Source organism: Pseudomonas sp. KH_021 (assembly GCF_057838865.1).
Genome location: NZ_CM174477.1, coordinates 3819305 through 3834565, shown reverse-complemented (window position 1 = coordinate 3834565; position 15261 = coordinate 3819305). Strand labels below are relative to the sequence as shown.

At 60.7% G+C, this 15261-nt stretch carries 11 protein-coding genes; 7 read left to right on the top strand and 4 right to left on the bottom strand.

Annotated features, from left to right (window positions below):
- Window positions 1-10 precede the first annotated feature (10 nt).
- From AC3IX4_RS17690 to AC3IX4_RS17680, 3 genes are all read right to left on the bottom strand, one after another.
- Window positions 11-844 carry an IS3 family transposase gene (locus AC3IX4_RS17690; protein WP_489256704.1) on the bottom strand — a complete coding sequence of 278 codons (834 nt, stop codon included), beginning with the start codon at window positions 842-844 and terminating at the stop codon, window positions 11-13.
- A complete protein-coding gene (locus tag AC3IX4_RS17685; protein WP_489256703.1) occupies window positions 829-1137 on the bottom strand; it encodes a transposase in 309 nt (102 codons plus the stop codon). Before AC3IX4_RS17685 ends, AC3IX4_RS17690 begins: the two co-directional genes overlap by 16 nt.
- A 2210-nt stretch (window positions 1138-3347) precedes the next feature.
- Window positions 3348-4661, bottom strand: a complete 1314-nt coding sequence (locus AC3IX4_RS17680) for an MFS transporter (RefSeq protein WP_489256702.1) — start codon at window positions 4659-4661, stop codon at window positions 3348-3350.
- A gap of 388 nt (window positions 4662-5049) precedes the next feature.
- Between AC3IX4_RS17680 and AC3IX4_RS17675 the strand changes: the two genes are divergently transcribed.
- The 4 genes from AC3IX4_RS17675 to AC3IX4_RS17660 all read left to right on the top strand — a co-directional run bounded on the left by AC3IX4_RS17675 (window position 5050) and on the right by AC3IX4_RS17660 (window position 9461).
- Window positions 5050-6030 (top strand): quinone oxidoreductase family protein, encoded by a 981-nt coding sequence (locus AC3IX4_RS17675; RefSeq protein WP_489256701.1) that lies wholly within the window; start codon window positions 5050-5052, stop codon window positions 6028-6030.
- A 14-nt stretch (window positions 6031-6044) separates the two neighbouring features.
- Window positions 6045-6893 carry a TauD/TfdA dioxygenase family protein gene (locus AC3IX4_RS17670; RefSeq protein ID WP_489256700.1) on the top strand — a complete coding sequence of 283 codons (849 nt, stop codon included), beginning with the start codon at window positions 6045-6047 and terminating at the stop codon, window positions 6891-6893.
- Between the two features lie 75 nt (window positions 6894-6968).
- A complete protein-coding gene (locus tag AC3IX4_RS17665; protein ID WP_489256699.1) occupies window positions 6969-8021 on the top strand; it encodes a beta-keto acid cleavage family enzyme in 1053 nt (350 codons plus the stop codon).
- Window positions 8022-8129: 108 nt separating this feature from the next.
- Complete coding sequence (locus AC3IX4_RS17660) at window positions 8130-9461, top strand: MFS transporter (RefSeq protein WP_489256698.1); 1332 nt, start codon at window positions 8130-8132, stop codon at window positions 9459-9461.
- A 15-nt stretch (window positions 9462-9476) separates the two neighbouring features.
- On the opposite strand, the gene AC3IX4_RS17655 is transcribed toward AC3IX4_RS17660, so the two are convergent.
- A complete protein-coding gene (locus AC3IX4_RS17655) occupies window positions 9477-10520 on the bottom strand; it encodes an AraC family transcriptional regulator (RefSeq protein WP_489256697.1) in 1044 nt (347 codons plus the stop codon).
- 305 nt (window positions 10521-10825) lie between these two features.
- On the opposite strand from AC3IX4_RS17655, the gene AC3IX4_RS17650 reads away from it, so the two are divergent.
- The 3 genes from AC3IX4_RS17650 (at window position 10826) to AC3IX4_RS17640 (ending at window position 15236) form a co-directional block, all read left to right on the top strand.
- On the top strand, window positions 10826-12697 hold the full coding sequence (locus AC3IX4_RS17650) for a DUF1302 domain-containing protein (RefSeq protein ID WP_489256696.1): 1872 nt from the start codon (window positions 10826-10828) through the stop codon (window positions 12695-12697).
- A 39-nt stretch (window positions 12698-12736) separates the two neighbouring features.
- A complete protein-coding gene (locus AC3IX4_RS17645; RefSeq protein ID WP_489256695.1) occupies window positions 12737-14095 on the top strand; it encodes a DUF1329 domain-containing protein in 1359 nt (452 codons plus the stop codon).
- A 67-nt stretch (window positions 14096-14162) separates the two neighbouring features.
- On the top strand, window positions 14163-15236 hold the full coding sequence (locus AC3IX4_RS17640) for a YCF48-related protein (RefSeq protein WP_489256694.1): 1074 nt from the start codon (window positions 14163-14165) through the stop codon (window positions 15234-15236).
- Window positions 15237-15261 lie beyond the last annotated feature (25 nt).

Genomic DNA, 15261 nt, shown 5'->3' with positions numbered 1-15261 from the left:
TGTAGGAGCTTCAGGCCGCCATTGCCTCGAAGTGCACTGGCGGCAGGTAGTTCAGCGAGGAGTGGCCCCGCTTTAGGTTGTAGTAGGCGATGAAGGCAGTAAGGTCCTTTATCGCTTCTTTGTGCGACGGATACACGGTATGTGGCATCCAGTCGTGTTTTAGTGTCTTGAAATAGCGCTCGACGACAGCGTTGTCCCAGCAATTGCCGCGGCGACTCATGCTTTGCACAAATCCCTGCTCGGCCAGGTAATTCACGAACCTGTTCGCGGTGTACTGGCAGCCCTGATCGGAGTGAAACACCAAACCGGTTACCGGCCCTCGAAGACCCACTGCGACGCGAAGCGCCCTGAGTGTCAGGTCTACATCTGCGGTTCGCGAGTGCGCCCAGCCCACGACCCGTCGAGAGAACAGGTCAAGCACAATCGCCTGATACACCCACCCTCGAGAGGTCTGGATGTAGGTGATGTCACCCGCCCAAAACGTGTTTGGCTGGCTTGGAGAAAACTGCCGATCTAGAATATTGGGGGCGCTAGCCGCAGGTTTGGTTGCACGTCGATAGTGGCTGTAGCGCTTGCGCCGCAGCGTTAAGCCCGCAGACTTCATGAGCGTGCCAGCCCGGTATCGGCCTACTGAAAAGCCTTCTCGGTGCAAAGCTTTGGCCATGCCGCGCGTGCCAAGGGCCTGGCGACTCTCTGCATGTAATTGGCGCATGGTCTTGTCCAGCTCGGGGTCGATGGTTTTCTGCGGCACAGGTTTGCGCGCTGCGTAGTAGCTGCTCTTGGGCAGATCCAGCAGACGGCAAACATGACGAATCGACAATGTCCCTCTCACTTTGTCGACCATTTCCGCTGGGGAAATAGGACTTTCAAATGAGAGGGCAACTGTTTTTTTAGTACTTCGTTCTCCGCTTCGGCAACTGCCAGGCGCGCTTCTAGCATTTGCACGTACTCATCTTTCGCGGAGTCGACGACAGGTTTTTGGGGGTTGTTGACGCTCTTCCAGGCGGCGATCCACCGCCGCAAGGCTGTACGCCCAACACCGGTGAGCTCGCTGACCTGTGGCACTGAGTAACCTTGCTCAACAACGAGGCGGATGGCCTCGGCTTTTGCTTCGTTGTTGATGATGCGATATCCCACGGTATTTTCCTTTGGCCGGGGCTCCTACGTGATGGTCCAAGGATACCAGGCCACTACAACCTGGCCGCGATGGGCTGCGAAGCGGCCCTTGCGATGTTGAAAGCGACTCAATCTGCAGGTCTGCATTGCAATGCCGCTGGCCTCTGGGGCTGCTGCGCAGCCCATCGCGGCCGGGTCCGCTCCTACGGCAGATTGTGCGAGGTGCTGACAAGCCCTGAGGCAACCCGCCATTCGTAGGAGCGGACCTGGCCGCGATGGGCTGCGAAGCGGCCCTTGCGATGCTGAGAGCGACTCAATCTGCAGGTCTGCATTGCAAGGCCGCTGGCCTCTGGGGCCGCTGCGCAGCCCATCGCGGCCGGGTCCGCTCCTGCGGCAGATTGTGCGGGGTGCTGACAAGCCCTGAGGCAACCCGCCATTCGTAGGAGCGGACCTGGCCGCGATGGGCTGCGAAGCGGCCCTTGCGATGTTGAAAGCGACTCAATCTGCAGGTCTGCATTGCAAGGCCGCTGGCCTCTGGGGCTGCTGCGCAGCCCATCGCGGCCGGGTCCGCTCCTACGGCAGATTGTGCGAGGTGCTGACAAGCCCTGAGGCAACCCGCCATTCGTAGGAGCGGACCTGGCCGCGATGGGCTGCGAAGCGGCCCTTGCGATGCTGAGAGCGACTCAATCCGCAGGTCTGCATTGCAAGGCCACTGGCCTCTGGGGCCGCTGCGCAGCCCATCGCGGCCGGGTCCGCTCCTACGGCAGATTGTGCGGGGTGCTGACAAGCCCTGAGGCAACCCGCCATTCGTAGGAGCGGACCTGGCCGCGATGGGCTGCGAAGCGGCCCTTGCGATGCTGAAAGCGACTCAATCTGCAGGTCTGCATTGCAAGGCCGCTGGCCTCTGGGGATGCTGCGCAGCCCATCGCGGCCGGGTCCGCTCCTACGGCAGATTGTGCGAGGTGCTGACAAGCCCTGAGGCAACCCGCCATTCGTAGGAGCGGACCTGGCCGCGATGGGCTGCGAAGCGGCCCTTGCGATGCTGAGAGCGACTCAATCTGCAGGTCTGCATTGCAAGGCCGCTGGCCTCTGGGGCCGCTGCGCAGCCCATCGCGGCCGGGTCCGCTCCTGCGGCAGATTGTGCGGGGTGCTGACAAGCCCTGAGGCAACCCGCCATTCGTAGGAGCGGACCTGGCCGCGATGGGCTGCGAAGCGGCCCTTGCGATGCTGAGAGCGACTCAATCCGCAGGTCTGCATTGCAAGGCCACTGGCCTCTGGGGCCGCTGCGCAGCCCATCGCGGCCGGGTCCGCTCCTACGGCAGATTGTGCGGGGTGCTGACAAGCCCTGAGGCAACCCGCCATTCGTAGGAGACACCCTGGCCGCGATGGGCTGCGAAGCGGCCCTTGCGATGTTGAAAGCGACTCAATCCGCAGGTCTGCATTGCAAGGCCGCTGGCCTCTGGGGCTGCTGCGCAGCCCATCGCGGCCGGGTCCGCTCCTACGGCAGATTGTGCGAGGTGCTGACAAGCCCTGAGGCAACCCGCCATTCGTAGGAGCGGACCCGGCCGCGATGGGCTGCGAAGCGGCCCTTGCGATGCTGAGAGCGACTCAATCCGCAGGTCTGCATTGCAAGGCCACTGGCCTCTGGGGCCGCTGCGCAGCCCATCGCGGCCGGGTCCGCTCCTACGGCAGATTGTGCGGGGTGCTGACAAGCCCTGAGGCAACCCGCCATTCGTAGGAGCGGACCTGGCCGCGATGGGCTGCGAAGCGGCCCTTGCGATGCTGAAAGCGACTCAATCTGCAGGTCTGCATTGCAAGGCCGCTGGCCTCTGGGGCCGCTGCGCAGCCCATCGCGGCCGGGTCCGCTCCTACGGCAGATTGTGCGAGGTGCTGACAAGCCCTGAGGTAACCCGTCATTCGTAGGAGCGGACCCGGCCGCGATGGGCTGCGAAGCGGCCCTTGCGATGTTGAAAGCGACTCAGTCTGCAGGTCTGCATTGCAATGCCGCTGGCCTCTACGGCAGATTGTGCGGGGTGCTGACAAGCCCTGAGGCAACCCGCCATTCGTAGGAGCGGACCTGGCCGCGATGGGCTGCGAAGCGGCCCTTGCGATGTTGAGAGCGACTCAACCGCAGGTCTGCATTGCAAGGCCGCTGGCCTCTGGGGCCGCTGCGCAGCCCATCGCGGCCGGGTCCGCTCCTACGGCAGATTGTGCGAGGTCAGCGCGGGTTGTTATCTTTCGTGAGCTGGCGCAGGTGTCATGATGATTGCGATAGCGGCAGCGATTGCGGCAGTGGCAAAGACCATGAAGTTCCAGAAGCTATCGAGCTGAAGTCCGGCAACGAAGCCTCCCAGAATCGGCCCGCCCATGGCCCCGAAGCGCCCTATGCCCACCGCCCAGCCCGTCGCCGAAGCTCGTGCGTGCGGTGCATAGTAGTTGGCGATATACCCCAGTTGCACCAGGGCCACGGCGATGCTGCCGAAGCCTGCGCAGGCCACCAGCACATAGTTCACCATTATCGAGTTCTTGAACGACAGTGCGGCAATGGCGCAGGCACCAAAGGTGAAGCCCAGGGCCAATGTGCGGCGCGCTCCGAAGCGATCTGCTATCCGTCCGATCACGATACCGCCCACCGCGGCAGCCAGGTTGAAAGTGGCGAAGAACATCAGGCTAGAGCCTAGGTCGTAACCGTTGTGTCTCATGTATTGCGGCAACCAGGTTCCCAGCCCGTACACCACCATGACGGCAGTGCACTGCGCCAGCCACAGGCACAACGTGCCTCGACGATTTCTCTGGGAGAAAACCTCGGCCAGGATTTCCTTGAATGGAGACTGCTGCGCCGACCCTTTGTTGTCGCGAGGGGTAGGCAGTTCGCTGATCCCCAATCGTATGGCAAGTGCTTGAGCTTGCCGGGTGCGTTTTTTCGCCACCAGAAACTCCAGCGATTCGGGTAGCCAAAGCAACATGATCGGGATGAGCAACAGCGCCAGGGCACCGGCGGCTACCACCGTCCGCCAACCATGATCGGGCATGAACGTCATGCCGACCCAGGCTGACAGCAGGGCACCGAGCGGGTAGCCGGAGTACATCAGGGCAAAATTGAGGTTGCGTCGGTGTGGTGGCGAGTATTCGACCGTCAAGGCTGCAGCCACGGGGATGACTCCACCCAGCCCCAGGCCACCAATGCCTCTGACCAGTGAGAAGATTTCCGGGGTGGGTGCCCAGGCTGCGGCCAGCATAGAGCCTGAAAACAGCGCGATACAGAGGATTATCAGCGGTTTGCGCCCGATGATGTCACTCCATGGGCTGATGAAGTAGGCACCAATGAGCGTGCCGAACAGGGCAGAGCTGCTCATGGCGCCGATTTCCAGTGGGGTCAGGCTCCATTGAGGGTCATTTAACAGGGCAGGCACGATGGTGCCCATGACGCCGATGTCATAACCCTCCGAGAGGATGGCGGCCCAGCAGAGGCCTAGCACTAGCAGCATGGTTGAGCGGGGAAGGCTGGTGACCTTCCCGGCATGGCTCGTCTCGGTGATATGCACGTATTTGTCCTTTTGGTGATGTTCTTATAGGCAAGGTTTAGCCAGCGCCTCAATCGGGGTGGCTAAAAAAATACAATGATCGTTATTGCTGTGGCTTTCATGTCGGTTTTTTCCGAGTTTAACCACGCAAGGCTATTTTTATAGGTTTAACGTCATCTGCAGAGACACCAAAAGAATACATGATTCGTTTTTGAGGCGTTAGCCCCCACTTAGAAAAAAGCTGGCGCAGGCGCTCAGTGGTAAGGCTGCCATTCAGGCGATCAATCAACGATGCCTGTCATGAAATGATCATGCGTTGTCATCTCATGGGAAGCGCGCAGAAATCCCGCGGCTTACATTCCAGTCAACAAAAACTGCAGCGCACAGAATGCTGATTGGAGAATAAAGCATGGCCCAAGTCGTACGTTTTTACGAAGCCGGTGGTCCCGAGGTTCTTCGCTTTGAAGAGACTGAAGTCGGCGATCCCGGCCCGGGTGAGGTTCGGCTTCGTCATGTCGCCGTTGGTCTGAACTATGCCGACACCTATTTTCGCAATGGCACTTACCCAGTCCCGATGCCTAATGGCATGGGCGTGGAAGCCTCCGGTGTCGTCGAGGCGGTGGGCGAAGGCGTCACCAATGTGTCCGTCGGTGATCGGGTCACCTACACCGGTTTTCTCAATACCCTGGGCGCCTACAGCACCGAGCGCCTGATCCCGGCCGCGCCGCTGATCAAACTGCCAGAAAGCATCTCGTTCGAAACCGCCGCGGCCATGACCATGCGCGGGCTGACTTCGGCGTACCTGATGCGCCGCATCTATGACTTCAAGGCCGGTGACACCGTGCTGCTGCACGCCGCTGCCGGCGGCGTTGGCCTGATCGTTTCGCAGTGGGCCAAGCTGCTGGGTATCAAGGTGATCGGTACCGTGTCCAGCGATGCCAAGGGCGAAATCGCTCGGGCTCATGGTTGCGAGCATGTGATCAATTACAGCCATGAAGATGTGGCCAAGCGCGTGCGTGAATTGACCGACGGGGTCGGCGTCAACGTGGTGTTCGATAGCGTTGGCAAGACCACGTTCGAAGGCTCGCTGGACTCGCTCAAGCGTCGTGGCCTGCTGGTCTGCGTCGGTACTGCATCCGGCCCGATCCCGCCGTTCAATCCGGCGCAACTGGCGGCCAAAGGCTCGCTGTTCATGACGCGTCCGGCCCTGGCCGACTACATCGCCGACCCTGCCGAGAAGGCTGACCTTGCCGGTGAAGTGTTCGATCTGGTCGGCAGCGGCCGGATCAAGATCGAGATCAACCAGCACTACCGGTTGCAGGACGCCGTACAGGCCCACCGTGACCTGGAATCGCGCAAGACCACTGGCTCGTCGATCTTCGTCATCTAAGGAGGTCTGCCGCCATGCAAATTGAACAACTTACCTGCAACATTGGCGCGGAACTGACCGGCGTTAACCTGGCCGATGCCATTCATGACACCGGCTTGTTCGCCGAGATCCGCGCCCAGCTACTCAAGCACCGCGTGCTGTTTTTGCGCGATCAGGACATCAGTCGCGCCGAGCACGTGGCCTTTGCCCGTCGCTTCGGCGACCTGGAGGATCACCCGGTGATTGGCAGTCACCCCGATTACCCAGGTTTAGTGCAGGTCTATAAGGACCCGAACAGCCCGCCTGATCGCTACGAAAACTCCTGGCACACCGACGCCACCTGGCGCGAGGCGCCGCCGATGGGCGCCGTGCTGCGTTGCGTCGAATGCCCGCCGGTGGGTGGCGACACGATGTGGGCCAACATGGTGCTGGCCTACGAGCGCTTGCCTGCAGACGTCAAGGCCAAGATCGAAGGCCTGCGGGCTCGCCACAGCATCGAGGCGACCTTCGGCGCGGCCATGCCAATCGAGAGGCGCCTGGCACTCAAGGCCCAGTACCCGGATGCCGAGCACCCGGTGGTGCGCACTCATCCAGAGACGGACGAGAAGGTGCTGTTCGTCAATGGCTTCACGACCCACTTCAGCAACTATCACACGCCCGAACGGGTGCGTGTCGGCCAGGACTTCACCCAGGGGGCATCCGAGCTGCTGCGTTACCTGATCAATCAGGCCAGCATCCCGGAGTATCAAGTGCGCTGGCGCTGGAAACCCAACAGCATTGCTATCTGGGACAACCGCAGCACACAGCACTACGCCGTGATGGATTACCCGGCCTGCCATCGCAAGATGGAGCGCGCCGGGGTGATTGGCGAAACCACCTACTAAGCCACTTCGCTTGCACCCCGCAAGCGCCCGTGCGCAAAGCCTGTCGCACGGGCAACCATAAAAAAGGAGACGAAAATGCAGTTTTTCGACGATTCGCTGCACCCGGAAAACATGGAAAAGGTGGTGATTACCGTCGCCCCTTACGCCCCAGAGTGGATGCCGGAAGATTTCCCGGAAGACATTCCGGTGACCATGGACGAGCAGGTGCAGAAAGCTGTCGACTGCTATGAAGCAGGCGCCACGGTGCTGCACTTGCACGTACGTGAACTGGACGGCAAGGGCTCCAAGCGCCTGTCCAAGTTCAACGAACTGATCGGTGGTGTGCGTGAAGCCGTGCCGGACATGATCATTCAGGTCGGTGGCTCGATTTCCTTTGCCCCTGAAGGCGAAGGTGCGGAAGCCCTGTGGCTGTCCGACGACACTCGGCACATGCTCGCGGATTTGTCGCCCAAGCCGGATCAGGTCACGGTGGCGATCAACACCACGCAAATGAACATCATGGAGCTGCTGTTTGACGAATACATTGAGGGCACCTCGCTGGGTAACCCTGCCACCAAGGCCGCTTACAGCGAAATGACCGTACCGGCCGGCCCAGCCTGGGTGGCCGAGCACCTCAAGCGCCTGCAGGCCAGCAATATCCAACCGCACTTCCAGCTGACCGGTATCCATGCCCTCGAAACCCTTGAGCGCCTGGTGCGCAGGGGTATTTACAGGGGCCCGATGAACCTGACCTGGATCGGCATTGGGGGTGGTTTTGAGGGCCCGAACCCGATGAACATGATCAACTTCATCAATCGCGTACCCGATGGCTGCACGCTCACCTCTGAGTCGCTGCTCAAGAACATGTTGCCACTGAACACCATGGCCCTGGCCATGGGCTTGCATCCGCGGGTGGGTAACGAAGACACCATTATCGATCAGCACGGCAAGCGTTTCTCTTCCGTGCAGCAGATCCAGCAAACCGTGCGCATCGCTCACGAGCTGGGCCGCGAAATCGCCACCGGTAAAGAAGCGCGCGACATCTACCGGATCGGCGTGCAGTACGACACCGTTGAAGAAACCCTGTTGGCCAATGGCATGGCGCCGAACCGCAAGCCGGGCCAGAAAGGTGTGCCGCAGCGCGGCTGATGGGGCGCGGGACGGGAGGCTTATGGCTTCCCGCCCCGACCTGCCTTGCGCGGGTCGGGAATGACAAAAAACAATAACAAAACAGGTGCTGGACGCCGAGGAGGCAGCATGGCCTTTCACCACGATACAGTGGGCGATGAAGTGGATAGTTCGGCCGGCATTGCGCGCGGGTACGCGTGGATTGTGTTTGCGCTGACCTTTGGCTTGTTGATTTCCGATTACATGTCACGGCAGGTGCTCAATGCCGTGTTCCCGATTCTCAAGGGCGAGTGGGCACTGAGCGACAGTCAGCTTGGCTTGCTCAGTGGCATTGTCGCCCTGATGGTCGGGCTCCTGACTTTTCCCCTGTCACTGATGGCCGACCGCTATGGCCGGGTCAAGAGCCTGGCACTGATGGCCTTGCTCTGGAGCCTGGCGACGTTGGGCTGCGCCCTGGCAGAAAACTACCAGCACATGCTGGTTGCGCGCTTTATGGTCGGCGTCGGCGAAGCGGCCTACGGTAGCGTCGGCATCGCGGTCGTGGTGTCGGTGTTCCCTCGCAGCATGCGCGCCACCCTGGCCAGCGCCTTTATGGCGGGCGGTATCGTCGGCTCCGTGCTGGGCATCGCCCTGGGCGGCGCGATCGCGGCCAAGTTGGGTTGGCGCTGGTCGTTCGCCAGCATGGCGCTGTTTGGCTTGTTGCTCGCGGCGTTGTATCCGCTGATCGTCAAGGAAGCACGGATTTCCCCGCAGCGCCCGGCCCTGGCGGCCAACAAAAAACAAGCAGCGGTCAAGCGTCCCCTGCGTAGCTTGTACAACACCCGTTCGGTGATTGGTGCGTATGTGGGCAGCGGCCTGCAGATGTTCGTGACTGCCACCGTCATGGTCTGGCTGCCCAGCTACCTGAACCGCTATTACGGCATGGACGAGGCCAAGTCTGGCGGCACCGCGGCGATCATCGTGCTGTGCTGCGGCGTCGGCACGGTGCTGTGCGGCATGCTCAGCGATCGCTTGAGCCGGCATGCACCGCTGCGCAAGATCGACCTGTCGATTGCCTACTGCCTGGGCAGTTGCTTGTTACTGTCGCTGGCGTTTGCACTGCCGACAGGGCCCCTTCAGTTGGTGCTGATCGGCCTGGGTGCATTGCTTGTAGCGGGCACCAACGGCACCAGTGGTGCCATGGTGGCTAACCTGGCCCATTCTTCGGTGCATGGCACCGCGTTCGCCACCCTGACCCTGGCCAACAACCTGCTCGGCCTGGCGCCGGGGCCTTTGCTGACGGGCAAGGTGTCCGATCTTATCGGTCTGCACGGGGCGTTCCAGCTGGTGCCGCTGATGAGTATCGGGGCGGCTGCAGTGTTCTTCTACACCCGGCGTTACTACCTCGATGACATTGCCCGCCCGCAGGGCGAGCAGGTCGATGAAACGCCACCTGGCCCTGCGCTTGAGGTTTCGCCGTGACAGGTACTGTGCCGATCAGGTGGCAGCGGGAGGCGTTATCTGCCTTTCCTTGCGCGGCACGATCTTGTGTTTATTGCGCCAGGCCGCGGGCGTCATGCCGAACTGGGAAATGAACCAGCGAGTGAATGAGTTGGGCATGGAGTAGCCGAGCATGTCGCTGATCCGTCCCAGTGAGTTGCCGGGGTTCTCCAGGTAGCGAATCACCAGGTCGCGGCGCACGCTGCTGATCAAGTCACTGAAACTGGCGCCGTCTTCTTCCAGGCGGCGCTGCAGGGTGCGCACGTTCATGCCCTGGCTCTGGGCAATCTGCTCAATGGTGGCGCGCCCCATGGGTAGCAGCAGGTAGATGGATTTACGCACATCGAGCGTCAGGGAGTGGTCGTCTTTGGCCTGCAGTAAATCCAGGTAGCGCTGCGCATGTCGGGCCATGGCTGCATTGGCCAGGGGGTTGGGGGCGTCGAGGTTGGCGGTGGGACAAACGATGCCATTGAACTCGCAGCCGAACTCCACCTTGCAGCCGAAGATTCGCCGATGCACGGCGAGGTCCGCTGGCGCTTCATGGGTAAAACAGACATTGCTCGGGTGCCAGTGCGCGCCGAGCAGGGCTGCACAAAAACGATACATCACGGCGATGGCCAACTCGATGGATTGTCGGTTGTTGGTGGCCATCTCGGTGACCAGTTCCTCGCGAATGATCACCGTATTGCCGGCTTCCTCAATGTAGATCGCCAGTGAGTCATTGATGGTGTGGCGGTACTGCACAATGACTTTCAGCGCGTCGCGCAGCGTGTTCTGGTGACTGAGCAGCAGGCTCACTTCACCAAAGTTCGATAAGTGGCGCAGCTCGGCCATACGCAGGCCGAATGTTTCACAACCACTCAGGTGCGCTGACTGCTCCAGCAGGTGAATGGCGGCGCTGGCCGGGATGCGTCGATCGGGATCGCTCAGGAGCGAAGGGCTCAAGCCCACTTCGGCCAACAGAGCGTTCACGTTCAGCCGCAGATAGCGAGTCACTTCCAGGTAATGGGTCAGTGCGGCGGATCGGACTAGAGCGGTCATGGTGTGCATTTTTCCATTGGGGACAAGTGAGGACTCCCTGTCGCTACTGCCCGCCATTTTATAGAGACTTGGTCGCAAATTGAAAAGCACTTGTCGGTAAATTTACCTGATCGATCCTCAGCGCGTTGTCATCAAAAGAGGACGGACTGACGCTTTATGGGAAGCGGTCCGAGCAGGCGAAATTTACTGTGCTGTTGCCCGGGCTCCAGGAATAAAACTGCCTGAAAGAGACTCGCATCACCGCCAAGACCGTGTGAGTCGTTGTGAGCATCAACAATAAAAAAACAAAATGCGGAGACAACGTAATGCGCACCACTACAGGACTCAGCCCCCTGCGTCGCAGCTTGCTGTCCACAGCTATTCTGCTCGCCACCCTGCCGACCGCCCATGCCTTTGAGCTCAGCGGTGATAGTGAAGACTGGGCCGTGCGCTTCGATAACACCCTCAAGACCAGTGTCGGTCAACGGGTAGAAGGTCAGAACTCAAAGATCGCCAACACCGCCAACCTCAACGACGGCGACAAGAATTTCAGTGTTGGCAGTGCCGTGAGCCAGCGGGTCGATCTGTTGACCGAGCTGGACGTGGTCTACCAAGACAGCATGGGCTTTCGTGTCAGTGCCGCGAGTTGGTATGACCATGCCTATGACGATGTCGGTTCAAGCTCCAACCCGTTCCCGGGTCAGGCGGGCAATGCCGGTAATCTGGTGGCCGCGCGTCCGGCCGGTGTGATTCAGCCCGGCGATTCGCTGAACGGCCGCGTTGCACGCAAGCATGGGCTGAGCGGTTATACCGATCGTTATTACAACGGGCCTTCCGGGGAAATCCTCGATGCCTTTGTGTTCTACAGCACCGAGGTCGGCGAGGAGTCGATGTTCAGCGCCAAGCTGGGCAAGCACAACGTGTACTGGGGTGAAACCCTGTTCAACGCGGCCAACGGTATCAACTACGGTCAGTCGGCCCTGGACATTGCCAAGCTGTACAACGTGCCAGGCATCGAAACCAAGGAACTGTTCCTGCCGCGCAACCAGCTGTCCATGTCGTTCACGGTCAATCCGGAACTGACACTGGGCGCGCAGTATTTCCTGGAGTTCCAAAACTCCCGTCTGCCCGAGGGTGGCACCTACATGGGCGGCTACGACATGCTGGGCGAGGGCGCTGACGTGTTCTGGCTGCCAGTGCCAGGGCTGCTGGGCGGGGCCGGTGCTTTTTACGGCGCACCGCGCGGGCATGACATCAAGCCGCACAACTCCGGTGACTTCGGGCTGATGGCCAAGTGGAGTCCAGAATGGCTGAACGGCACCCTGGGCTTCTACTATCGCAACACCTCGGACCCGATGCCGGCGGTACTGATCAACGCGCCTAACCTGCATCAGCCAGGTTTGTCGGGCCTGCAAGGCGTCGAGTACATGACCGCCTATGCCGATGACATCGATATCTACGGCATCAGCCTGTCGAAGAGTGCGGGGCCGGTCAGCGTCGGTCTTGATGTGAACTATCGCGAGAACATGCCGCTGCTGAGCAACTTCAGCACCGTCAACTCGACCCTGGATGCACAAGCAGGCGCGGGCCTGATCAACGGCGCCAACATTATTGGTGCCATGCCGGGCAAGGGCGAAACCGGGTTAGCCCGTGGCAAGACGCTGCATGCCGTACTCAACGGCCTGGTGACGTTTGGCAACACCCCGTTGTGGGATGCCTCCGCACTGGCCATTGAAGGCTCCTGGACCCATCTGGTCAGTGTCGACAAGGGCGAGCAGACCTTCAAGGGCGACTCCAGTTACCGGGGCGTCGACAAGGTCGATACCAATGCCTACACCCTCGCGGCCAACTTCACGCCGACCTGGTTCCAGGTGTTCCCGGGTGTCGATATGTCCATGCCGCTGGCCTACAACGTTGGCCTGAAGGGCAACTCGGCGGTGCAGCTGGGTGGCAACGAAGATGCCGGCAGCTACTCCATCGGCGTCGCGGCGGACATCTATCAGAAGTACAAATTCGACCTTAAGTACGTCGATTCCTTTGGCCCGTTCGATACCTGTGAAACCGGGTTTGATAACAACACCCCAGGGGCCAATGGCCTGTACCAGTGCATCCCCGGCCAGATCACTTCGCAGGCAGGCCTGTCGCCTCTGCTGAAGGATCGCGGAATGGTCACGGCCTCGTTCAAAACCACGTTCTGATTGACACACAGATTATAAAAACAAGTGGAGAGAATTCAGATGAGATTTATAAACAGCGTGCTGGCAGCCTCTCTGGTGACCGTCATTGCCGCTCAGGCCCAGGCGGCTGTATCGGCTCAGGAAGCGGCGAAATTGGGGACCACCCTGACCGGTGTGGGCGCCGAGATGGCGGGTAATGCCGATGGTTCGATTCCAGCCTACAAAGGCGGGCTGACCACCCCGCCAGCCAACTTCAAGGCGGGTGACAGCATGCGCCCGGATCCCTTTGCCGACGAGAAGCCGGTATTAGTCATTGATGGCAAAAACGTCGATCAGTACAAGGGCCTGTTGACCGCCACCGCGGCGGAGCTGGCCAGGCGTTACCCCACTTACCAGATCAATGTGTACCCGACTCACCGTACGGTCGCCTTGCCCAAGGCGGTGCTGGACAACAGTTTGAAGAATGCCGCGGGTGCCAAGTCCCTCGACGGTGGCCTGGTCATCGATAACGTACTGCCCGGCGTGCCGTTCCCGATCCCGACCTCGGGCAGTGAGGCCATGTGGAACCACCTGTTGCGCTACCTGGGGGTCAGTCTCAGTTCCAAGTATGACTCCTGGAGTGTCGATGCGGCGGGTGTGCCAACCCTGGCCACCACGGGTAAGTCGTTCATGAGCTATCCAATCTACGAAGACATGTCCAAGCTGATCAGCAGCACTGACACCTTCTATCAGATGAAGCTGTATTACACCGGCCCCGCGCGCCGTGCGGGCGAGGCGATCATGCTCAAGGATTCTGCCAACCCGCTGGCGCAACCACGCCTGGCCTGGCAGTACCTGCCTGGCCAGCGCCGGGTCAAGCTGGCGCCGGACCTGGCTTATGACACGCCTAACCCCGGTACGGGCGGTACCAATACTTACGACGATACGTTCGTGTTCAATGGGGCGTTGGATCGCTTCGATTGGAAGCTGGTCGGTAAGCAGGAAATGATTATTCCCTACAACACCTACAAGCTGACCTACGCCACGGACGCCAAGGCATTGACGACCCCCAACCACATCGCTTCCGACTATGTGCGCTGGGAGAAACACCGCGTCTGGGTGGTGGAGGGCACGCTCAAGTCCGGCTCGCGGCACATCTACCACAAGCGCCGTATCTACCTGGATGAAGACAGCTGGATCGCCTTGGCCTCTGACCAGTATGACGCGAGTGGCAAGCTCTACCGGGGCTCCTTTGCCTTCCTCAGCCAGAGTTACGACAAGCAGGTCCCCGATACCTCGCCGTTCATGATTTACGACCTGGTGGGCGGCAACTACAACATCAATGGCATCGTTGGCCCATACGGTGGCATCAAGTACATCGAGCCTCTGTCGAAGGCGCAGTGGGCGCCGGATGCCTTGGCGGGATCGGGTATCCGCTAAGCAGCAGGTGACTGAAGTGCGGGGCGATCGATTGTGATCCCCCGGCCGTTTTCCAAGAGGGTGCGGTATGGATTCCGTGAAAAAGTTCGCGCTGGTGCTGCTGTGCTCGATGCTAATGCTGTTGCAAGGTGCCGCTCAGGCGGCCAGTTTTGTTGATGTGCTGGACCTGCCGGCGATGCCGAGTGCGTTGGCCGTGCGCAGTCCCTTGATCGGCATCGCTCGCGCCGGTGAGCGGCTGGTCGCCGTTGGCCAGCGTGGCCATATTCTGTATTCCGATGATGCGGGCAAGCACTGGGTGCAGGCCAGCGTTCCACTCAGCAGTGATCTGACGGCGGTTTTTTTCCCGACTGCACAGCAGGGTTGGGCGGTCGGTAACGATGGTGTCGTGCTGCACAGCAGCGATGCCGGGGCCACCTGGAGCAAGCAGCTCGACGGTCGCCAGATCGGCGATTTGCTGGTCAAGCATTACACGGCGTTGGCCAGTGCCGAGCCTGCCAACGAGCAATGGCCACTGCTGGTTGCTGAAGGCCAGAACCTGATCGAGCAGGGCGCCGATAAGCCGCTGCTGGACGTGTGGTTTGCCAACGACAAGCTTGGCTATGTGGTGGGTGTGTTCAACCTGATCCTGCGTACCGAGGATGGTGGCCAGAGCTGGACGCCCTTTCAGGATCGCATCGACAACCCGCAAGGCTTTCACCTCAATGCCATCGCCTCGACCGGTGACGCACTGTACATCGCTGGCGAACAGGGACTGTTGCTCAAGTGGGACGACCGCCTGCAACGCTTTGCCGCTCTGCAAACCCCTTATCGCGGCAGCTACTTCGGCGTGATCGGCAAGCCCGGTGAAGTGCTCGCCTATGGTCTGAACGGCAACGTCTTTCGCAGCACCGATGGCGGCGAGCACTGGACCCCACTGACCAGTGGCCTGCACGTCAGCATCACGGCCGGCCTCGTCAATGCCCAGGGTCAATACGAGTTGTTCACCCAGGCCGGGCACGCGCTGGTCAGCCACGCGGGCGATACACGGCTGCAGTTGCTGGCGCAGCAGGATCCGTCTCCCGTGGCCGGTGCCGCCTTGGCTGCTGATGGGTCGCGGGTGCTGGTGGGTAGTCGTGGTGTACAGGCACTGTCCGTCGAATAAGACCTCGAAAATTTAGAGCGAGTAC